Annotated in this window: 17 protein-coding genes; 10 read left to right on the top strand and 7 right to left on the bottom strand. The window is 37.9% G+C overall.

All coding sequences use genetic code 11. The features are described from left to right. Nucleotides 1–44 precede the first annotated feature (44 nt). The 3 genes from dnaG (at nt 45) to FB551_RS01185 (ending at nt 4,408) form a co-directional block, all read left to right on the top strand. Nucleotides 45–2,033, top strand: a complete 1,989-nt coding sequence (dnaG, locus tag FB551_RS01175; protein WP_047432594.1) for a DNA primase — start codon at nt 45–47, stop codon at nt 2,031–2,033. 113 nt (nt 2,034–2,146) lie between these two features. Next, on the top strand, nt 2,147–2,833 hold the full coding sequence (gene clpP / locus FB551_RS01180; protein ID WP_027373257.1) for an ATP-dependent Clp endopeptidase proteolytic subunit ClpP: 687 nt from the start codon (nt 2,147–2,149) through the stop codon (nt 2,831–2,833). A gap of 306 nt (nt 2,834–3,139) precedes the next feature. Next, complete coding sequence (locus FB551_RS01185; RefSeq protein WP_142014195.1) at nt 3,140–4,408, top strand: esterase-like activity of phytase family protein; 1,269 nt, start codon at nt 3,140–3,142, stop codon at nt 4,406–4,408. A gap of 74 nt (nt 4,409–4,482) precedes the next feature. Here FB551_RS01185 and tpiA read toward each other — a convergent pair whose 3' ends face one another. The 5 genes from tpiA to FB551_RS01210 form a co-directional block, all read right to left on the bottom strand. After that, a complete protein-coding gene (gene tpiA / locus FB551_RS01190) occupies nt 4,483–5,241 on the bottom strand; it encodes a triose-phosphate isomerase (protein WP_047432589.1) in 759 nt (252 codons plus the stop codon). A gap of 136 nt (nt 5,242–5,377) precedes the next feature. Next, nucleotides 5,378–7,504, bottom strand: a complete 2,127-nt coding sequence (locus FB551_RS01195; protein WP_142014198.1) for a S9 family peptidase — start codon at nt 7,502–7,504, stop codon at nt 5,378–5,380. Between the two features lie 29 nt (nt 7,505–7,533). Then, entirely contained in the window at nt 7,534–7,881 is a 348-nt protein-coding gene (locus tag FB551_RS01200; RefSeq protein WP_047432580.1) for a tellurite resistance TerB family protein, read from the bottom strand. 136 nt (nt 7,882–8,017) lie between these two features. Beyond that, complete coding sequence (locus FB551_RS01205) at nt 8,018–9,127, bottom strand: BT_3928 family protein (protein ID WP_142014201.1); 1,110 nt, start codon at nt 9,125–9,127, stop codon at nt 8,018–8,020. Nucleotide 9,128: 1 nt separating this feature from the next. Then, nucleotides 9,129–9,695, bottom strand: a complete 567-nt coding sequence (locus FB551_RS01210) for a DUF1599 domain-containing protein (RefSeq protein WP_142014204.1) — start codon at nt 9,693–9,695, stop codon at nt 9,129–9,131. A 355-nt stretch (nt 9,696–10,050) separates the two neighbouring features. On the opposite strand from FB551_RS01210, the gene folP reads away from it, so the two are divergent. From folP to ilvA, 7 genes are all read left to right on the top strand, one after another. Then, entirely contained in the window at nt 10,051–10,917 is an 867-nt protein-coding gene (folP, locus tag FB551_RS01215; protein WP_445343845.1) for a dihydropteroate synthase, read from the top strand. A 370-nt stretch (nt 10,918–11,287) separates the two neighbouring features. Continuing rightward, the gene (ilvE, locus tag FB551_RS01220) at nt 11,288–12,160 is read left to right on the top strand and encodes a branched-chain-amino-acid transaminase (protein WP_142014206.1); all 873 of its coding nucleotides are present in this window, start codon (nt 11,288–11,290) and stop codon (nt 12,158–12,160) included. A 180-nt stretch (nt 12,161–12,340) separates the two neighbouring features. Further along, nucleotides 12,341–14,023 (top strand): dihydroxy-acid dehydratase, encoded by a 1,683-nt coding sequence (ilvD, locus tag FB551_RS01225; protein WP_142014209.1) that lies wholly within the window; start codon nt 12,341–12,343, stop codon nt 14,021–14,023. A gap of 4 nt (nt 14,024–14,027) precedes the next feature. Beyond that, a complete protein-coding gene (ilvB, locus tag FB551_RS01230; RefSeq protein ID WP_047432557.1) occupies nt 14,028–15,749 on the top strand; it encodes a biosynthetic-type acetolactate synthase large subunit in 1,722 nt (573 codons plus the stop codon). Nucleotides 15,750–15,767: 18 nt separating this feature from the next. Further along, nucleotides 15,768–16,049: an ACT domain-containing protein gene (locus FB551_RS01235; protein WP_052187012.1), complete on the top strand. Its 282-nt coding sequence runs from the start codon at nt 15,768–15,770 to the stop codon at nt 16,047–16,049. A gap of 47 nt (nt 16,050–16,096) precedes the next feature. Beyond that, nucleotides 16,097–17,143: a ketol-acid reductoisomerase gene (ilvC, locus tag FB551_RS01240; protein WP_047432555.1), complete on the top strand. Its 1,047-nt coding sequence runs from the start codon at nt 16,097–16,099 to the stop codon at nt 17,141–17,143. Nucleotides 17,144–17,154: 11 nt separating this feature from the next. Further along, nucleotides 17,155–18,417: a threonine ammonia-lyase gene (gene ilvA, locus FB551_RS01245; protein WP_142014212.1), complete on the top strand. Its 1,263-nt coding sequence runs from the start codon at nt 17,155–17,157 to the stop codon at nt 18,415–18,417. Between the two features lie 611 nt (nt 18,418–19,028). Here ilvA and FB551_RS01250 read toward each other — a convergent pair. Next, on the bottom strand, nt 19,029–20,498 hold the full coding sequence (locus tag FB551_RS01250; protein WP_142014215.1) for a M20/M25/M40 family metallo-hydrolase: 1,470 nt from the start codon (nt 20,496–20,498) through the stop codon (nt 19,029–19,031). An 8-nt stretch (nt 20,499–20,506) separates the two neighbouring features. Further along, the gene (locus tag FB551_RS01255; protein WP_047432550.1) at nt 20,507–20,743 is read right to left on the bottom strand and encodes a hypothetical protein; all 237 of its coding nucleotides are present in this window, start codon (nt 20,741–20,743) and stop codon (nt 20,507–20,509) included. Nucleotides 20,744–20,786 lie beyond the last annotated feature (43 nt).

Here is a 20,786-nt window from a genome sequence, read left to right on the forward strand (position 1 = left end):
CCCAGCCTCTTCCAACTTCCCCATAAATTACTTAATTTTACAGCATGATTTCCAAACAGACCATTGATAAAATATTCTCCACGATCCGCGTTGAAGAGATTGTGGGTGAATACGTGCAGTTGAAAAGAGCTGGGTCTAACTACAAAGGACTCAGTCCGTTTCATGAAGAAAAATCTCCAAGTTTTGTTGTTTCACCAAGCAAACAGATCTGGAAGGATTTCTCAACCGGAAAAGGAGGGACCGCAATCTCTTTTCTTATGGAGATTGAGAATTTTACCTATCCTGAAGCCCTCCGCCACGCGGCAAAAAAGTACGGAATTGAAATTGAAGAAGATCTTCGTGAAATTTCTGAAGAAGCAAAACATGCCCAGACAGAAAAAGATCTGCTGTACAAGATCCATGAGGTTGCCAACACGTATTTTCAGGAGATCCTGTGGGATGATCAGGAAGGCAGAAGCATAGGACTTTCTTATTTCAAAGAGAGAGAACTCCGGGATGATATTATCAAAAAGTTCCAGCTTGGATATTCTCCGGAGAAGAAGAATGCTTTTACAGCTTATGCACTTGAAAAAGGTTATAATAAAGAAATTCTTGAAAAATCCGGACTTTCCATCTTCCCGGAAAATACTCCTGCAGGAGTGGACCGTTTCAGGGAAAGGGTAATTTTCCCTATTCACAGTTTTTCAGGAAGGGTGCTCGGTTTTGGAGCAAGGATTCTTAAAAATAATGTCAAAACAGCAAAATATCTCAACTCACCGGAAACAGAGATTTATCATAAATCGAATGTTCTTTATGGGTTAAACCAGAGTAAACAAGCTATTTCAAGGAAGAATGCCTGTCTTTTGGTGGAAGGATATATGGATGTGATTTCACTTCACATGTCCGGAATTGAAAACGTAGTGGCAAGTTCCGGAACGTCTCTGACAACAGAACAGATCAAACTCATTAAGAGACTTACAGAAAATGTAACGATTCTTTTTGACGGAGATAATGCCGGTATCAAAGCCAGCTTCCGAAGTATTGATATGTTACTGACTGAGGGAATGAACATTCGTGTTCTGCTTTTCCCAGATGGAGATGACCCGGATTCCTTTGCCAGGAAACATCCACAGGATTACGTTGAAAAGTATATCGAAAATGAAGCGATGGACTTCATCGACTTTAAGGCGGAAATTCTCTTAAAAGATATCGGAAATGATCCGATTAAAAAGGCTGAAGCGATCCGGGATATTGTAAAATCTGTCTCTTTTGTACAGAATGCCCTGAAAAGAGAGGTTTATCTGAAAGAGGTTTCCAATAAATTCGGACTTTCTGAGCAGAGTCTTTTCAATGAGCTGGATGTTCAGAAACAGATCACGCAGAATCAGACGCATCATGTTCAGCAGCAACAAAAGGAAAAAGCTGCAGCTCCGAAAATGGAGATTGTTCCTCTGGATCAGGAAAAAGAAGATCCTTTCCTGTACGATGTATTGTTTATGGAGAACAAACTTGTAGATCATATGCTGATGTTCGGTGATATTATTCTGAAAAGGAGAAATGATCAGAATGAGGAATATGATATTACTGTTATTGAAGAAATTCTTCATCACTTTGAAGAAGAGCAGTATACATTTTTAGTCAAAGAAAATGAAATAATTATCAATCAGGTAAGAGAAGGAATTCAGAAGGATGAGCTTAGAAGTGGAAACTTTTTTGTATCTTTTATGGACGAAGAGATTACCACAAAGGTTGTAGATGCTTTAATCCCGCTGGATGAACTTGAAAACTGGGCTTCCAGAAATATCTATCCTCCTAATTATGGAGATAAAGTGGCAGATCAGATTCAGGGAGATGTTCTGTTACATAAATACAGATATATTGATTATCTGATCAGGGAAACGGCTAAAGAACTTGATCAGTACAGCAGCACAGATGAAGTAAAATATTATGAGCTGATCAAAAAGATTACGCTTTTAAAGCAGGCTTCCATGCGACTGAGCAATATCATCGAATATTCACCGATCAAAGGAATTTATGTGGATAGGAAAAGATAATTTGTAGTCAGATTTTTTTTGATGTTCTGTGACAAAAAGTCCTATAAATTTTTAGGAATAAATATTGTAATTTAAACTTCGAGAATATTTAAAAAATAATACATAATAGAAATATGGACATTAAAAAAGAATTCAGAGATTTCTCTGTAAAACATTTAGGAAACAACGGTTTGGTTACCGATCAGTATATGGGAATGTATGGCCCAACGAATCTTACTCCGTACATCATGGAAGAAAGAAGATTAAATGTTGCTCAGATGGACGTTTTCTCCCGTCTTATGATGGATAGAATTATCTTCCTTGGAACAGGTATTGATGATCAGGTAGCAAACATTGTTACGGCACAGCTTTTATTCTTAGAAAGTGCTGACCCTTCAAAAGATATTCAGATTTATATCAACTCTCCTGGTGGTAGTGTTTATGCAGGTTTAGGTATCTATGATACGATGCAGATCATTAAGCCGGATGTAGCGACAATCTGTACGGGTATGGCTGCTTCCATGGGAGCTGTATTACTGGTTGCCGGAGAAAAAGGAAAGCGTTCTGCGCTTAAACACTCAAGAGTAATGATTCACCAGCCTTCAGGAGGTGCTCAGGGAGTAGCTTCTGATATGGAGATCAACTTAAGAGAGATGCTGAAACTGAAGCAGGAACTTTATGAAATCATTGGTCACCACTCAGGACAAACGTATGAGTGGGTAGAAAAATCATCTGACAGAGATTACTGGATGACTTCTGAAGAAGCTAAAGGTTACGGAATGGTAGATGAGGTTTTACAAAGATCTACTGAGAAAAAATAATTGATTGTAAAATCATAGGAAAACCGCACCCATCTGGTGCGGTTTTTTTGTTGGATTTATATTTTGATCACGCATTTATTACCAGACGCTTAGATTTTTGTGGAATGACAAATTGTTTCGGATACGCCATAATTTCAACTGAAGGGGGAAAAATTCCCCTCCTCTGGAGGGGTGGCGAAAATTCAAAGAATTTTTGACGGGGTGGTTTTAAAGGTCACAATCACTCAACATTGTTAAAATACAATTATCATTCTATTCAAGATCAGTTTATAATCAATCTCTATTTTCGCAGCCATAAAAGTGAATATGAAAAAATTACTATGGTCTGTGGGTATACTGGCTGTATTGGCTTCATGCAAAAGTGATGACGATACCGCAATGATTAATCAGGATATTAATTATTCCAAACTACCTCAGGAATTTCCATTTACAAAACTGACGACAATAAACGGTGTGGACGTTATCAACGGTGGATTTGGTTCCGGTGCAGCCGCTCACCCTACACGGAAAGGCGAATTCTACGTCATTACGGATAGGGGGCCTAATACCGATTTTCAGAATGGTAAAAAGTTTCTTGCTCCTAATTTTACACCAACCATTATGCATTTTAAAATCAATGCTGACGGAAATGTAGAGGTGATCAAATATATTAAACTTAAAAATCCTTCCGGACAGCCTATTACCGGACTTCCAAACCCTGCAGGAATGGGAAGTACAGGAGAGATTGCATATGATGCTTCCGGCAATGTTTTAGGCACAGATCAATATGGTTTAGACAGCGAAAGTATTGTGGCAGCTGCTGATGGAACATTCTGGGTTTCCGATGAATACGGTCCGCATATCGTCCATTACAGTGCTGATGGAACGGAAATGGAAAGAATAAGCCCGGTTGGAGTAAATACCGGACCAAGAAAATTACCTGCTGTTTTAGCCAAAAGAAGAGCCAACAGAGGAATGGAAGGACTCTGCATCACTCCGGACGGAAGAACGCTGGTAGGAACCATACAGTCGATGATGTATGTTCCCAGTAAGGCATTGGCTACCAATAAAACTTTAACGAGAATTGTCACATTTGATATTATTACAGGGCAAACTAAACAGTTTTTATATAAACAGGAAGGAGGAGCTTCTGATTCAGTATGTGATATTACTGCATTAAGCAACAATGAATTCCTGGTGATAGAAAGAGACGGAAATTTCGGTTCTCAGGGCGGCATCAAAAAAGTATACAGAATCAATCTGAGCAATGCAACGGATGTGAACGGATCCGACATCACTGCTGTTGACGGAATAAAAGTCAATGGAAAAGCTTTAGAACAATGTTCATGGGATGAAATTACCAATGCAGGAATTAAAACTGTTACCAAAACATTAGCCGTAGATCTGGTTGCAAAACTGGGCTATGAACATGATAAATTCGAGGGGATTGTTTATTTGGGAAATAATAAACTGGCCGTTTTCAATGATGATGACTTTGGAGTGGTGGATGATGGCAACGGAAATCCAAAAGCCAAAATTTTACCTAAAACGGGTAAAGTAGACAAGGGAACGATGTATGTAGTCGATATTCAATAATTAGATTTTTTTAACGAAAAAGCGGCGGAATCGAAGATTCCGCCGCTTTTTATTATGTTTTTAGCTATTTTATATTAATTAAAAGCCTCAATGATCTTAGAGAAATCTTCTAATTTCAAAGCTGCTCCTCCGATAAGACCTCCGTCGATATCCGGTTGAGAGAAAATTTCTTTAGCATTGTCTGGCTTTACAGATCCTCCGTAAAGGATAGAAATTTCGTCAGCAACTTCCTGCCCGTATTTTGCAGCAATAATATTTCTGATGTGAGCGTGGATTTCCTGAGCCTGTTCAGGGCTTGCTGTTTCTCCAGTTCCGATAGCCCAAACCGGTTCGTAAGCAATCACTACTTTTTTGATCTCTTCAGCAGAAAGCGTAAAAAGAGCTACTTCAGTCTGATTTTTTACGACCTCAAGGTGTTGTCCTGCCTTTCTCTGCTCAAGAGTTTCTCCATTACAGTAAACAGGAATAAGACCTTTATCAAGAGCTAATTTGATTTTTCTGTTACAGTGAGAATCTGTTTCTCCGTGATATTGTCTTCTTTCAGAGTGCCCGATTAATGAACCGGTTGCATCGATAGACTCTAACATATCTGCAGAAATTTCACCAGTATACGCACCGCTTTCATATTCGCTCATATCCTGAGAAAATACACCAATTTCATCTTTTTCAAAAACATCTTTTGCCATCATCAGATACAATGCAGGTGGAGCAATCCAAACCTCACAGTTCGTAGCATTGTTGTTTTTATAGCTTAGTAACTGAATCATTAATTGTTGTGCATCAATTACATTTTTGTTCATTTTCCAGTTTCCTGCAACTATTTTTCTTCTCATAAGATTTAAATATAGATTTATTTATTTTTTAATTTTCTTTTTTGGATAATCTGCGAGACTCTTTTTGCTCTCGCAGATTTGTTTGATTTAGCAGATTAATATAAATCTGCGTTATCTGCAAAATCTGCGAAACTAATTACTTAGTAATCCCTTCCAGTTTAAACATGAAAGCATATACCAAAGCCAGATCCTTCAGATAGTCAAATCTTCCTGAAGCTCCACCGTGGCCATATGCCATATCTGTTTTGAGTAGCAATACATTTTTATCCGTTTTCATATCTCTTAGCTTGGCAACCCATTTTGCAGGTTCAAAATATTGTACCTGAGAATCATGTAATCCTGTTGTTACCAAAAGATTCGGATAGTTTTTCTTCTCAATATTCTCATATGGAGAATAGGATTTCATATAGAAGTAGGCTCCTTTATTGTTCGGATTTCCCCATTCGTCATATTCATTGGTAGTCAATGGAATACTGGTGTCAAGCATTGTGTTAACTACATCTACAAACGGAACCTGTGAAATAACACCATTCCATAAAGTTGGGCTCATATTAGCTATAGCACCCATCAGAAGCCCTCCTGCACTTCCTCCCTGAGCATAAAGGTGTTTAGGTGAAGTATATTTTTCTTTAACCAGATATTCTCCCGCATCAATGAAATCAGTAAATGTGTTTTTCTTTTTCATCATTTTTCCGTCTTCATACCATTGTCTTCCCATTTCCTGACCACCGCGGATGTGGGCAATGGCATAGGCAAAACCTCGGTCCAAAAGACTCAGTCTGGTGCTGCTGAAACTGGCATCCATAGAACTTCCGTAAGAACCGTAAGCGTAGAGTAGAAGTGGGTTGTTTCCATCTTTTTTCAACCCTTTTTTATAAACAATGGAGATTGGAATTTTCGTTCCGTCTTTTGCCGTAGCGAACAGTCTTTCTGTTGTATAATTATCTTTATTGTAACCTCCCAGAACCTCCTGTTGTTTTAAAAGAACTCGTTTTCCGGTTTTTAAATCCTGTTCAAACTGAGAACTTGGTGTAATCATGGAAGTATACCCAAAACGGAAATTATCTGTGTTATATTCAGGGTTATCCAGTGAATAAACGGTATAAGTAGGTTCGTCAAATTTCAGAAATTCCTTTTTCCCTGTTTTTCTATCATAAATTACCAGTTGGGAAAGTCCGTTTTGTCTTTCACTGAATATCAGATAATTTTTAAATGCAGTAACATCCTCCATCAGAACATCTTTTCTGTGTGGAATAAAATCCTTCCAGTTTTCAACTCCCGTTTTATTTAAAGGAGTTTCTACAATCTTAAAGTTAAGAGCATTTTTATTGGTTGTTACCAGAAATTTATCCTCAAGAGAAGTTACATCATAAAGTACATTACTGATCCTGGGCTGAAAAATTTTGAAATTTCCATTAGGATCATTGGCATCCAGATATCGGGTTTCAGAAGAAGTGGTAGCACGCGAGTCGATCAGGATAAATTTTTTGTTTTTTGTTTTTCCTACACTGATATAGTTGGTTTTATCTTTTTCTTCATATACCAAAATATCTTTACTGGAATCTGTTTCCAGTGTGTGTCTGAAAATTTTTTCTGTTAAAAGAGTTTCAGGATTTTTTGAAGTGTAGAAAATTGTTTTGTTGTCATTGGCCCATGTTGCAGAACCAGTGGTGTTTTTAATACCAAGATCCGTGATTTTCCCTGTAGAAAGATCTTTTAAAAATAACTTGTACTGCCTTCTGGAGACATCATCCACTCCGTAGATCATTTTTGTATTATCCGGACTGATGCTGAAGCCGGAAGCTGAATAGTAAGGATGCCCTTCCGCCATTTTATCCACATCCAGAAGAATTTCTTCCGGAGCAGTAAGGCTGCCTTTCTTTCTGCAGTATTTAAAATATTGTTTTCCGGTCTCTGTGCGGCTGTAGTAGTAATATCCATTTCTAAAAACAGGTACAGATTCATCCTTCTCTTTGATTCTGGCTTTCATTTCCTGGAAAAGCTTTTCTCTGAAAGGTTCAGTATCCTTCATCATGCCTTCCCAATAGGTGTTTTCAGCCTTTAAATAATCAACAACCTTGGTAGAATCTTTTCCTTTTTTAAAATAATCAATCATCCAGTAATAAGGATCATTTACCTTATCACCGTGGATTTCTCTGATATGTTCCTGCTTTTCTGCAACAGGAACCTTCATGTCCGGAAATTGCTGGGATTGAAATATAGATGCACTCATTACTAATAGTCCTAGATAAGTTTTTTTCATGGTATTTTTGTTTTGGATCGGTGTTTAGATTATAGTCCCCAAAGATTTTTCAACAGTACGTAGAAAGTATGTTCTTCTTCAGTTACTTTATTATCAGCTTTGATCAACGATTTTGCAAACTGAACAAATTTGACACGTTCATCCTCTGTAGAATCATCATGGAAACATCTCGCATGGAATTCAAAATGATCTTTCCATTCTTCAGGCTGCAAAAGAGCCAGTGTGTCTAATTCATTGTCAAGATTCATCCTGAAAGGAAATTCATCTGCCATATATTGCTGTACCAGCATTCCTTCCTCAGGAGCAAATTCTCCGTCTACAGAAGAAAGAATCATTAATAAGTGATAACCGGCAATTGATTTATTTGATTTTTGCATGAGCTGTTGTATGTTTAAGTTTAGTGTTTAAATTTGATGATTGATGATTGATGATTGATGATTGATGATTGATGATTGATCAACGATTGGCTCTCGTCAAAAAGATCATTTATCGTTCATCATTGATCATTTATAATTAATTAACGTAGTCCTTTGCAGGCTGTTTGTCTACAATTTTTCCATTTTCAAGGATCAGTACAAAAGGATTGCTTCTCGCTATCGTTTTGATGGCAGTCCCGTCCATTAGTACATTTTTGATAGTTTTAAAAGTATTAGGCTCTGTGGAAACACCATAGATAAGAGCCCCTTTCTGGGTATTTACTTTCGCTTCCACTTTCTGAAGCAGATCTGCAGGAACATCTTTTGGATGGTATGAAAACACCAGAACAGCTTTAGGAGCGTTAATGATTTCCTTGGTAACTTCCATTCCTGTAGGATCTTCAATCTTAAATTTTACAATTTCAGATTTATAACCTTCCTTGATCAATACAGATTCATTCTTCCCATCCTCAATTTTCCAGGGAGATCCTTCTGCCCAGTATTCTGTTTTTTTGATATAATCATCCTGATTTACTTTTACAACAGCTCCTGTCTTCTGATTTTTCAGGGTGTAGAAAGTTTTATATTCTGAAGGATTTTTATCAATTTTTGCTTTTTCAGCTTTTATATCAGTCCCTACTTTATAATCACGGAAATCAATGATCGGTTCATGCATAATTCCCTGTGCCATAACGTAGATCATTCCTAAAGAGAATACTGTTAAAAGGATATATTTGAATGTGTTGGAAGACTCTTTTTGAGTAATTCCGTACTCATCTTTTTTACGGAAATCTTTTCTGTACAGAACAAAAAGGATAATCAATCCCACAAGCAGTACAACATCCTTAAGGAAGCTCTGCCAGGGCGTAAATTTGATGGCATCACCAAAACATCCACAGTCTGTTACCACATTGAAATACGCTGAATAGAATGTAAGGAATCCAAAGAAGATACAAAGTGCAATTAATATGGACAAGGTAAATTTAAGCTTTAATTTAAGCAGCAGCATAAATCCTAAGAAAAGCTCCAGTACCACTACAATAATGGAAAACAGCAGGGCAAACTTTTCTAAAAATGGCATGTTGAAAACCGGAGGCGCAAAATATTCTTCCATTTTGAAAGAAAAACCTACCAGATCCACGGCTTTCACAAAGCCTGAAAGGATAAAAATAACAGCAATAATAAAGCGTAATAAACCTTTGAGCATATTAAATATTTTTGGGTTCGAATTGATTTTCTTTTTCCGAGAACTTGATCAGGCAGAAGACCGCATAATTCAGCATATCGAAATAGTTGGCATCAAGCCCCTCTGAAACGATTGTTTTTCCCTGATTGTCCTCAATCTGTTTAGTTCTTAATACTTTTTGATAAATAAGATCCGTGATTGAAGAGATTCTCATATCCCTCCATGCTTCACCATAATCATGATTTTTCCTTTCCATCAAAGCTTTTGCTTCATTGGCATATGTATCATACAGACCTAAAATTTCTTCTTTATTTTCATTGAAATCATTGGAAAGACCTTTTTCCAGCTGGATAAGTCCAATGATAGAATAGTTCACAATCGCGATAAATTCATCTTCCTCACTCTCATCCACCATTTTTTTATCAGTCATCTGCAATGTACGGATCCTGTTGACTTTAATATAAATCTGATCTGTAATGGAACTTGGTCGTAAAACCCTCCATGCCGCACCATAATCCTGCAATTTTTTACCGAAAAGATCACGGCACTGACTGATAATTTTCTCGAACTGTACTGATGTTTTTAGCATAAATTTTCTTAATCTTCCAAATATACGAATTCGGTTTTAGATTTTTGAATTTGACGACGGGAGTTTGTGAGTGAGAGGGTTTGAGGGTGGGAGAGTTTGAGAGTTTCGGGATTCGAGTTGTTGGGTTGGAGGGTTTTAGAGTAAGAGGAGGTTAGGGTTGTAGAGTGGGAGAGTGTGAAAGTGTAGGAGTTAAACTCATAACTTGTAATTCATCATTCATCATTTATTATTAATAACTTCCAGCCTATAATTTCTAATTTCTTCTCATTAAAAACGCATAAATCACTAATTTTGTACTGCAGAAATCAATCATCAATCATCAATCATCAATTATCATTCATCAACTATAAACTCCATGCTCCCCAACCCTCCAACCCTCCAACCCCCAAACTCTGCAGCCTGCTCAATCAACTGCAACGGCCGATTAGTACAGCTGGACACTCCAAAGATCATGGGAATCCTCAATATGACTCCGGATTCTTTCTCTGACGGCGGAAAATTCAATAATGAAAAATCAGCGTTGAATCATGCTGAAAAACTGTTGAAGGACGGAGCCGAAATATTGGATATCGGTCCGCAATCTACACGTCCCAAAGCAGAATTTTTAAACGCTTCTGACGAAATAAACAGGATCGGAAATATCATCTCTCTGATCAAAAAAGAATTTCCGGAAGCCCTCATTTCCTTGGATACTTTTTATGCAGAAACCGTAAGATTCGGGTTTAATGAAGGAATTGATCTGATCAACGATATTTCAGGCGGGCAATATGATGCAGAAATGTTTGATACAGCTGCTGATACCAAGCTTCCTTACATTCTGATGCATGTAAATCCTTCCTACGAAACCATGCATGATAAAATAAAGTTTGAAGATATTACACTGGAAGTAAATCAATATTTTGCTAAAAAAACAAAACAACTTTTAGAAAAAGGAGTGAATGACATTATTCTGGATCCCGGTTTTGGTTTCGGAAAAACTGGAGAAGACCAGATGAAAATGATTAAGGAAGTTGAATATCTCGGGTTTGGAAAATTTCCTCTTTTAATAGGTATTTCCAGAAAGTCATTTATCTACAAACCACTGGGAAAATCACCTTTGGATATCAATGAGGAAACACAGAAACTTCATAGGAAAGTGTTGGAACAGGGGGTAAAGATTTTAAGAGTTCATGATGTGGCTGAAGCAAAGGAAACACTGAACCATTTTTTACGAAAAAAATAAAAAGTGCAAAAAAATTTGTGAGTAATTAAAAAGTTTATACATTTGCAGTATGAATTTTACGAATCAGAAAAATATTATTGTCATTTCTATTATTGCTGTTGTCATTAACAACAGTAAGGAAACGGCATTTTAAATAGATTTTAATTTAAATTATATATAAAACCGTTTCAAATTATGAAACGGTTTTTTTTGTTTTTAATTTTTTATAGTATAAAAATATGTATCAGTTATTATCCGTAATTATTATCGTCATTATTATTCCCTTGCGTTTGTGAGAAGGAACATGTATGACTGTACATATATTGAGCCCTCTCACATTGTGAGAGGGCTTTTTTTATTCCCATTTTTAATTTTTTTAAACCTCTATAACATGTATTACAACGACGACACGACCATCTACTTTGACGGAAAATTTATGAAAGCAAAAGATGCCGGAACAGATCTTTACGGACAATCACTTCACTATGGGTATTCTGTTTTTGAAGGAATTAAATCCTATAGCACAGATCATGGAACTCAAATTTTCAAAGCGAAAGAACATTATGAAAGGTTAAAAAGATCAGCTGAATTAATGCATATTCCCTTCGATTATTCCGTAAACCAGCTTACAGAACTTACCTATGAACTTCTGGACCGTAATGGGTTTACAGATGCTTATATCCGTCCATTGGTTACGTGCTCTCCCAATATGTCACTTTCAAAAGGACAAAAATCTTATCTGTCGCTTCTGGCCTGGGAATGGAACAACGGCTATCTGGCAGATAAAATGAAAATTATGACTTCCCCTTTTCAACGTCCTAATCCTAAGGCTTTCAAGGTTGAAGCCAAAGTAGGAGGACATTATGTAAACTCAATATTAGCCTGTCAGGATGCCAAAGATAAAGGCTATGACGAAGCACTGGTTCTGGACGAAAACGGAAATGTTGCTGAGAGTTCGGGCGCTAATGTGTTCTACGAAAAAGATGGGGTTTTATATACTCCAGCTAAAGGAAGTATCCTTCCGGGAATCACAAGACAAACCGTGATGGAGATTTGTAATGAGCTTAATATCCCTGTGGAAGAAACCTTTTTTAAACCTGAAGAAATGAGGGGTGCTGAAGCTGGTTTTTTCTGTGGTACAGCAGCAGAAATTGTAGCCCTGGATTCACTTGATGATGTTCCCTTTACCAGAAACTGGGAAAATACGGCTAGCAGTAGAGTACAGCAGGCATATTTGAAATTGGTAAGAGTTCTGTCATTGTAGATTTTTAGAATTTAAATATCTGATTATTAAATAAATAGATTCATTCTTTAAACTATTGAATATTGTAATTTTTATAAAAAATGAAAATGAAAAGAATATTACAAAATGTAGTTTTGGATCAAAATTTAGTAAAGAACTCCATTTCAGGAAGAGGAAAAGAATAGAAAATGTAGGAAAAGTATGTTAAATAAATATTCAAAAACATTCACGCAAAACAGTGAACAACCCGCAGCCAAAGCCATGTTGTATGGGATAGGATTTACAGAAGAAGATATGCATAAGGCCCAGGTCGGAATTGCCAGTATGGGCTATGACGGAAATACCTGTAACATGCATTTGAATGATCTGGCTCAGGTGGTAAAAAAAGGAACATGGAATCATGGATTAGCCGGCCTGGTTTTTAATACCATCGGAGTAAGTGACGGAATGAGCAACGGAACAGATGGAATGCGTTACTCTCTGGTAAGCCGTGATGTGATTGCAGACAGCATCGAAGCAATATGCGGAGCGCAATACTATGACGGATTGATTGCGCTGCCAGGCTGCGACAAAAATATGCCGGGAACGATCATCGCAATGGGAAGGCTGAACAGACCCTCAATCATGGTATACGGAGGAACGATAGCTCCGGGATGTTACAAAGGAGAACAGCTTAATATCGTTTCTGCTTTCGAAGCATTAGGGAAAAAGATTGCAGGAGAAATCACAGAAGAAGATTTTGATGGGGTTGTGAAAAACTCTTGTCCCGGCGCTGGCGCATGCGGTGGAATGTATACGGCCAATACAATGGCTTCCGCGATAGAAGCATTAGGAATGAGTCTTCCGTATTCCTCTTCCAATCCGGCTTTAAGCAAGGAAAAACAGGAAGAATGCCTTGAAGCAGGAAAATATTTGAAAGTATTATTAGAAAAAGATATTAAACCTTCGGATATCATGACCCATAAAGCTTTTGAAAATGCACTACGCATGATTGTTATCCTTGGAGGAAGTACCAATGCCGTTCTGCATTTTATTGCCATGGCAAAAAGTGTGGGAGTACCGCTTACTCAGGATGATTTCCAAAAGATGAGTGATAAAACTCCGGTACTGGCAGATTTAAAACCAAGCGGAAAATACCTGATGCAGGATCTGTATGAACACGGAGGAATACCATCCGTAATGAAATACCTGTTACATCAGGGATTATTACATGGCGATTGTTTAACGGTAACCGGAAAAACACTGGCAGAGAATTTAGAAAATGTTCCCGATCTGGATTTTACTACTCAAAAAATTATTAAACCATTATCAGAACCTGTAAAAGAGACCGGACATCTGAGAATATTATACGGAAATCTTGCTGAGAAGGGAAGTGTAGCCAAAATCACAGGAAAAGAAGGGGAACGTTTCGTAGGAAAAGCACGTGTATTTGATGGTGAAAAAAATCTGATCAGAGGAATCCAGGATGGAACTGTGCAGCATGGCGATGTCATTGTTATTCGTCATGAAGGTCCGAAAGGAGCCCCTGGAATGCCGGAAATGCTGAAACCTACAAGTGCTTTGATCGGGGCAGGACTGGGAAGCAGCGTGGCCCTTATTACAGACGGAAGATTTAGCGGCGGAACTCATGGTTTTGTAGTAGGACATATTACCCCTGAAGCTCACGAAGGAGGTCTGATAGCCTTTGTAAACAATGATGACCTGATTGAAATTGATGCCGTAAACAATACCATACAGCTCAAAGTTTCAGAAGAAGAAATTGAAAGAAGAAAAAAAGGATGGCAAAAACCAGCTCTTAAAGTGCAGAAAGGATTGCTTTATAAATATGCATTAACAGTATCATCAGCCGCAGAAGGTTGTGTAACGGACGAAATCACTCAATAAAAATATGGAAAACCCGAATTTATCAACAGAAATACAATTGAGCGGAAGCCGGATCATTCTTGAAGCCTTTCTTCAGGAAGGGGTGAAAACTGTTTTCGGATATCCGGGAGGCGCTATTATTCCTATTTATGATGCTCTTTACGACTATCAGGAAAATCTGAAACATATTCTTGTACGCCACGAGCAGGCAGCAGTACATGCAGCACAAGGTCTGGCAAGAGTCTCAGGAGAAGTAGGGGTTGTACTGGCTACAAGTGGGCCGGGAGCAACCAATCTTGTAACAGGTTTGGCAGACGCCTTATTGGATAATACTCCTTTGGTATGCATTACAGGGCAGGTTTTTGAACACCTTCTCGGAACCGATGCTTTTCAGGAGATAGATGTAATGAATGTCACCAGCCCGGTTACCAAATGGAATTATCAGGTAACCGATGCCAGTGAGCTTCCGGAAGTATTGGCCAAAGCATTTTATATTGCAAAATCCGGTCGTCCCGGTCCTGTACTGATTGATGTGACCAAAAATGCCCAGTTGCAGTCTGTTGATTATAAAGGATATTCTCCATGCCATTCATTGAGAAGTTATAAACCTGATCCTGATCCATGTTTTGATAGCATAGAAAAAGCAGTACAATTGATTAACAATGCGGTAAAACCATTCATCATAGCAGGGCAGGGAATAATGCTTGGGAAAGCAGAAAAAGAATTCTTGCAGTTTGCTGAAAAGTCAGGAATTCCGGTAGCATGGACTGTCTTAGGAATGGGTACTATTCCTACTAACCACCCGCAAGCTGTAGGAATGGTAGGAATGCATGGAAATTATGGTCCCAATATACTAACCAACGAATGTGATGTTTTAATCGCTGTTGGGATGAGGTTCGATGACCGTGTGACCGGAAGGCTGGATCAATATGCAAAACAGGCAAAGATTATTCATCTGGATATTGATAACGCAGAGATCAATAAAAATGTAAAAGTTGATGTTCCTGTTCTTGGAAACTGCAAGCATACGCTCCCTCTCCTTACAGAAAAAATTATAAAAAGAGAATATCATCACTGGCATGAAAGATTTAAAAAATGTCATGAAATTGAAAGCATCAGTCTGATCCATACCGAACTGTATCCTGAGGAAGGAGAGATCACAATGGGGGAAGTTATCCGCCAGTTAAATGAGATGACAGCAGGTGACGCAGTTATTGTAACAGATGTGGGACAGCATCAGATGGCGACATGCCGTTATTCGCAATTTAAACATTCCCGAACCAATGTTACAAGCGGAGGGCTGGGCACCATGGGATTCTGTCTTCCTGCTGCGATAGGAGCTTTTTATGCTGAAACAAACCGTCCTGTTATTGCCGTAATGGGAGACGGAGGAGCTCAGATGAATATTCAGGAACTGGGAACCATTATGCAGTATCATCCGGAGGTGAAGATTTTAATTCTGAATAACTGCTATCTGGGAATGGTAAGGCAATGGCAGGAATTGTTTCACGAAGAAAGGTATTCCTCAGTAGATATCCAAAGCCCTGATTTTGTTCAGGTGGCAAAGGGATACAATATATCTGGAAAAAGAGTATCTGAGAGAGAAGAGCTACAATGGGCACTCCGTGAAATGCTTGATCATAAAGGATCTTTCCTCCTTGAAGTGATGACAGGAAAAGAACATAATGTATTTCCGATGATTCCCCAGGGAAAAAGTGTTTCGGAAATTGTATTAAATAATAAATAAAGTTTAAAAATAAAAAAGATGAAAACAGATCATAAGGAATATACCATTACAGCGTATACAGAAGATTATTTAGGATTGATCAGCCGCATCAATGCTATTTTTTCAAGAAGAAGAATTTCTATGGTGACCTTTAATGTAGGTCCTTCAGAAATGGAAAAAGTAAAAAAGTTTGTTATCGTGATCAGAGAATCTGAAGATTCTGTTCAGAAAATCAGCAAACAAATGGAAAAACAGGTAGATGTTCTGGAAGTACATTACCACAGAAATCCGTACCTGACGGCAGTAGAATATGCCAGTTAAGAACAAGAATTAAACATTACAATCAATAATAAATAAAATCAAGAAAAATGGCAAAATTGAATTTTGGAGGAGTAGAAGAAAATGTAGTAACAAGAGAAGAATTTCCGTTGGAAAAAGCTCAGGAAGCATTAAAAAATGAAGTTGTAGCTGTGATCGGCTATGGAGTACAGGGACCAGGGCAGGCTTTGAATCAGAAAGATAACGGAATTAATGTGATTGTAGGGCAGAGAAAAAACTCCAAATCATGGGATAAAGCAGTTGCAGACGGATTTGTACCGGGAGAAACGTTATTTGAAATCGAAGAAGCATTAGAAAAAGGAACTATTATCTGTTATCTTTTGAGTGATGCCGCACAGATAGAATACTGGCCAAAAGTAAAACAGCATCTTACCCCAGGAAAAGCATTATACTTCTCTCATGGTTTCGGAATTACATTCAGCGAGCGTACAGGAATTGTTCCTCCGGCCGATGTAGATGTATTTCTGGTAGCCCCGAAAGGTTCAGGAACGTCATTGAGAAGAATGTTTTTGCAGAACAGAGGTTTGAATAGCAGTTTTGCCGTATATCAGGATGCTACAGGAAAAGCCAGAGAAAGAGTGACAGCATTAGGTATCGCGATCGGAAGCGGATATCTTTTTGAAACCGATTTTAAAAAAGAAGTATACAGTGATCTTGCCGGAGAACGTGGAACACTGATGGGAGCTGTACAAGGAATATTTGCCGCTCAGTATGATGTATTGAGAAAAAACGGACACAGCCCTTCCGAAGCATTTAACGAAACCGTAGAAGAATTGACCCAGTCGTTAATGCCATTGGTAGCAGAAAACGGAATGGACTGGATGTATGCCAATTGCAGTACAACCGCTCAGAGAGGAGCTTTGGACTGGTGGAAGCGTTTCAGGGATGCTACTTCGCCTTTGTTTGAAGAACTGTATGACAACGTAGCCAAAGGGAACGAAGCACAACGCTCGATTGACAGCAACAGCAAACCGGATTATCGTGAAAAATTGGAAGCCGAACTTACAGAATTAAGAGAAAGCGAAATGTGGAAAGCAGGTAAGACGGTACGAAGCCTGAGACCCGAAAACAATTAATTACCTAACAGATGATGAAAGAGGGAGTAAGTTCCTCCGTTTTAGAGCATGTCTATCAAGCGGAGGAACGATTAAAAGATGTAGTGGTAAAAACACCTTTGGCTGTTAATAATAATCTTTCAGCCATTTATGAGTCGAATATTTTTTTTAAAAGGGAAGACCTTCAAAGGGTAAGATCCTATAAAATAAGGGGAGCCTATAACAAGATGGCAACCATGTCTGAAGAAGAACTCTCAAAAGGTGTTGTGTGTGCCAGTGCCGGAAATCATGCACAGGGAGTCGCATTTGCATGCCAGACTATGAAGGTGAAAGGAACGATTTTCATGCCTTTGCCAACTCCCGGACAAAAACTTGAACAGGTGAAAATGTTCGGAGGAGAATACATAGATGTAATTCTTTACGGAGATACCTTTGATGCAGCAAAAGATGCAGCGATGAGGTTTTGTGAAGACCATAACAGCTCATTTATTCACCCTTTTGATGATCCGGCCATTATTGAAGGGCAGGCCACAACAGCACTGGAGATTCTGGAGCAGGCTGAAGGCGTTGTTGATTATCTTTTTGTCCCGATTGGCGGCGGAGGATTGGCCGCAGGAATTTGTTCCGTATTTCAGCATCTTTCACCACAGACAAAAATCATTGGGGTGGAACCTTCGGCAGCGGCAAGCATGAAAAAGGCCCTTGAAAAGGGAAAACCTGTTCTTCTCGAAAAGATAAGCCGTTTCGTAGATGGTGCCGCCGTACAGCAAGTAGGAGATCTCACTTTCGAATGCTGTAAAAGTATCCTGCACGATATGGCTACAGTAGATGAAGGACTTGTCTGTGAAACCATCCTGTCTTTGTATAATAAAGACGCTATTGTTGTTGAACCAGCGGGAGCGCTTTCAGTAGCAGCATTGGAAAAATACAGAGACGGGATAAAAGGTAAAAATGTTGTATGTATCATCAGCGGAAGTAATAATGATATTACCCGTATGGAAGAAATCAAGGAAAAAGCATTGCTTCATGCAGGATTAAAACATTATTTCCTGGTCAGATTTCCACAGCGCCCCGGAGCATTGAAAACCTTTGTAATGGATGTACTGGGACCTGATGATGACATCACTTATTTTGAATATACCCAGAAAAATTCAAAAGAAAAAGGAATCGCAGTAGTAGGAATTGCTCTGAAACAAAACAAAGATTTTACTCCTTTAATTGATAAAATGAAACAATATGATTTCTTTGTCAACTATCTGAACAATGACCCTTCTCTGATGAATCTGCTTATTTAAAATTTTTAAACCATTAAGAATAATAAAGTTTTTAAGAATAGTGAAGGCAAATATCTTCGGATATTTAATAAGCAAAATACTTCATTCAAATTCATTTGAATCTTAACTTTCCTTATAATCTAAATCCCTCTTAATGGTTTAAAATCATATTCAATATTAAATTATTTCGTACACAAATCAGATTCTAAAAACACAATGATGAAAAAAGCTTCACAATCTGTGAAGCTTTTGTGTTTTGGGTAATATCAAACGACATAAGAAACTGAAGCGTTAAGGAAATGAATTCTGTGAACGTTAAAAAAACTCTACTGTCTGAGTGCGGGACAAAATATGATTCTAAACATAGATTGTTTCCGCACGAGTTTAGAGTTTTTAGAGAACAGATTTCATTTTTAGCGGAAGTTTCTAAGTCTTGAATTTTTGGTTCTTTTGTTTCAAGACAAAAGAAGTATAATGAAAAAAAAGTAAACCATTAAGAGTGATAAAGTTTTTAAGAATAGTGAAGGGAAATATCTTTCGATATTTATTAAGCAAGGCGCTTCATTCAAATGAATTTGAATCTTAACTTTCCTTACAATCTAAATTCCTCTTAATGGTTCAGTTTTTTTATTTTATCTTTCAAGCGAAAAATTAGAAATCACTTTCGGACGTTCTGTTTCATTAGCCACTTTCCAGGATGTTCTGTACATCCATTCCGTCATTTTATACAGCTTTTTATAATTGATATTTTCAGATTCATCCTGTGGGGTATGGTACTGATCATGCAGTACACTGGTGAAAAATATTGCAGGAATACCAATTTTAGCATACGGAAGATGATCACTTCTGAAATAGAAATACTCAGCGTGGCTTGGAGAGTCCCAATCTTTCAGATATTTGAATTTTGTACTTTCATTATTGGCATCTTCAGCCATTTTTACAAGCTCTTCAGAATTTTTATGCGGTGCATTTCCTCCTAATAAAGCGGCTTCATTATTATCATTTCTCCCGATCATATCACCATTCAGAACGGCTACAATTTTTTCTTTTGGGACAACAGGGTGGGCAGCATGCCATCTCGAACCCAGCAAACCTCTTTCTTCAGCACCGTGGAACACAAAAAGAATGCTTCTTTTTCCGGGCTGTTTTTTGTAAGCTCTTGCCATCGCCAGCATCGCAACACAGGTACTTGCATTATCATCAGCACCATTGTAGATGGTATCATTCTTTACAGGATGTCGGATTCCGTCATGATCCTGGTGTCCGCTTAGCAAAACATATTCATTTTTAAGAACAGGATCTGTACCTTCTATTTTTCCGATGATATTCACTGAAGGATATTTGTAAGTTTCAGTGATCAGGTTCAGAGAAGCTTTGGGATTATTTTTTACCCAGCCTGCATTTTCTCTTTTGATCCATAAAACAGGAATATTATTCGTGATTTTTTCTCTTAATCCTTCTACGCCATAACTTCCTCTTGTCATTTGAGGTAGCACTTCTACCCAACTTTGCTCGGAGGTATCATCGGTGATGAAAATAATGGCTTTCGCTCCCAGTTCAGCAGCTTTATTGTAATATTTATTTCTTACGAATCCGGGATATCTTCTTACGAAAAGGGTCATATCCTTAGAAATATTTTTGTCAGATGCGTTTATGGCAAGAACTTTTCCTTTGATATTCAATTTCGCAAGATCTTCAGGCTCTGCATTTCCGGCATATACTATTTCAGCATCTACAGCAGCATTTACAGGTTCAGCAACCAGGAAATCTTTCCATAATTTCAAACTGTTATCTCCAATTTTCAGGCTGCTTTGAGGAATCACCTGATGTCTGTACATATCAAAAAATTGGAAAAATGTTCCGTTATCTCCGGCAGGTTTCATTCCGGCTTCTTTGGCTTTGTCGGCAAGCCACATGGAAACTTTCAGTTCATCCAGAGTTCCGGCTTCTCGTCCCCAGAACTGATCTGCAGCAAGCTGATACATATCGGTACGGAGATCTGCTTCTTTGATGGCAGAAACCAGAGGTTTTTTATAATTCTGAGCATTTCCAATAGTAAAAAGGAAAAGGCTTAACAGAGAAAAAATGTAATTTTTATTCATAACAGTGTTTAATTAAATTCAGCTAATTTTTCTGAAAACTGTTTTGAAAACTCTTTTCTGTCTTCTTCCAGTTTTTCCCTGGTGGAAGGTAGAATATAATTAAAAAGGATCTTGTCTTCGTTGTCTAAAAAGATAATTTCCTTTTCATTTCCATCGATCATCTGTGAGAAAATTTCCCACATCGGAGTGTCTTTTAATTTTAATAATTCAAAAAACTGTTCTGCTTTTATTTCGATTTTCTGCATGTTCTTTTTTATATATTATTGTTGAATATTTCTGAATTCTTAT

The organism is Chryseobacterium aquifrigidense, from assembly GCF_006716485.1.
Taxonomy (GTDB): domain Bacteria; phylum Bacteroidota; class Bacteroidia; order Flavobacteriales; family Weeksellaceae; genus Chryseobacterium; species Chryseobacterium vietnamense.

Excerpts from the sequence above, each read along its gene's own strand:
- dnaG (WP_047432594.1), top strand. The coding sequence starts at position 45 with ATGATTTCCAAACAGACCATTGATAAAATATTCTCCACGATCCGCGTT.
- clpP (WP_027373257.1), top strand. The coding sequence starts at position 2,147 with ATGGACATTAAAAAAGAATTCAGAGATTTCTCTGTAAAACATTTAGGA.
- FB551_RS01185 (WP_142014195.1), top strand. The coding sequence starts at position 3,140 with ATGAAAAAATTACTATGGTCTGTGGGTATACTGGCTGTATTGGCTTCA.
- tpiA (WP_047432589.1), bottom strand. The coding sequence starts at position 5,241 with ATGAGAAGAAAAATAGTTGCAGGAAACTGGAAAATGAACAAAAATGTA.
- FB551_RS01195 (WP_142014198.1), bottom strand. The coding sequence starts at position 7,504 with ATGAAAAAAACTTATCTAGGACTATTAGTAATGAGTGCATCTATATTT.
- FB551_RS01200 (WP_047432580.1), bottom strand. The coding sequence starts at position 7,881 with ATGCAAAAATCAAATAAATCAATTGCCGGTTATCACTTATTAATGATT.
- FB551_RS01205 (WP_142014201.1), bottom strand. The coding sequence starts at position 9,127 with ATGCTCAAAGGTTTATTACGCTTTATTATTGCTGTTATTTTTATCCTT.
- FB551_RS01210 (WP_142014204.1), bottom strand. The coding sequence starts at position 9,695 with ATGCTAAAAACATCAGTACAGTTCGAGAAAATTATCAGTCAGTGCCGT.
- folP (WP_445343845.1), top strand. The coding sequence starts at position 10,051 with ATGCTCCCCAACCCTCCAACCCTCCAACCCCCAAACTCTGCAGCCTGC.
- ilvE (WP_142014206.1), top strand. The coding sequence starts at position 11,288 with ATGTATTACAACGACGACACGACCATCTACTTTGACGGAAAATTTATG.
- ilvD (WP_142014209.1), top strand. The coding sequence starts at position 12,341 with ATGTTAAATAAATATTCAAAAACATTCACGCAAAACAGTGAACAACCC.
- ilvB (WP_047432557.1), top strand. The coding sequence starts at position 14,028 with ATGGAAAACCCGAATTTATCAACAGAAATACAATTGAGCGGAAGCCGG.
- FB551_RS01235 (WP_052187012.1), top strand. The coding sequence starts at position 15,768 with ATGAAAACAGATCATAAGGAATATACCATTACAGCGTATACAGAAGAT.
- ilvC (WP_047432555.1), top strand. The coding sequence starts at position 16,097 with ATGGCAAAATTGAATTTTGGAGGAGTAGAAGAAAATGTAGTAACAAGA.
- ilvA (WP_142014212.1), top strand. The coding sequence starts at position 17,155 with ATGATGAAAGAGGGAGTAAGTTCCTCCGTTTTAGAGCATGTCTATCAA.
- FB551_RS01250 (WP_142014215.1), bottom strand. The coding sequence starts at position 20,498 with ATGAATAAAAATTACATTTTTTCTCTGTTAAGCCTTTTCCTTTTTACT.
- FB551_RS01255 (WP_047432550.1), bottom strand. The coding sequence starts at position 20,743 with ATGCAGAAAATCGAAATAAAAGCAGAACAGTTTTTTGAATTATTAAAA.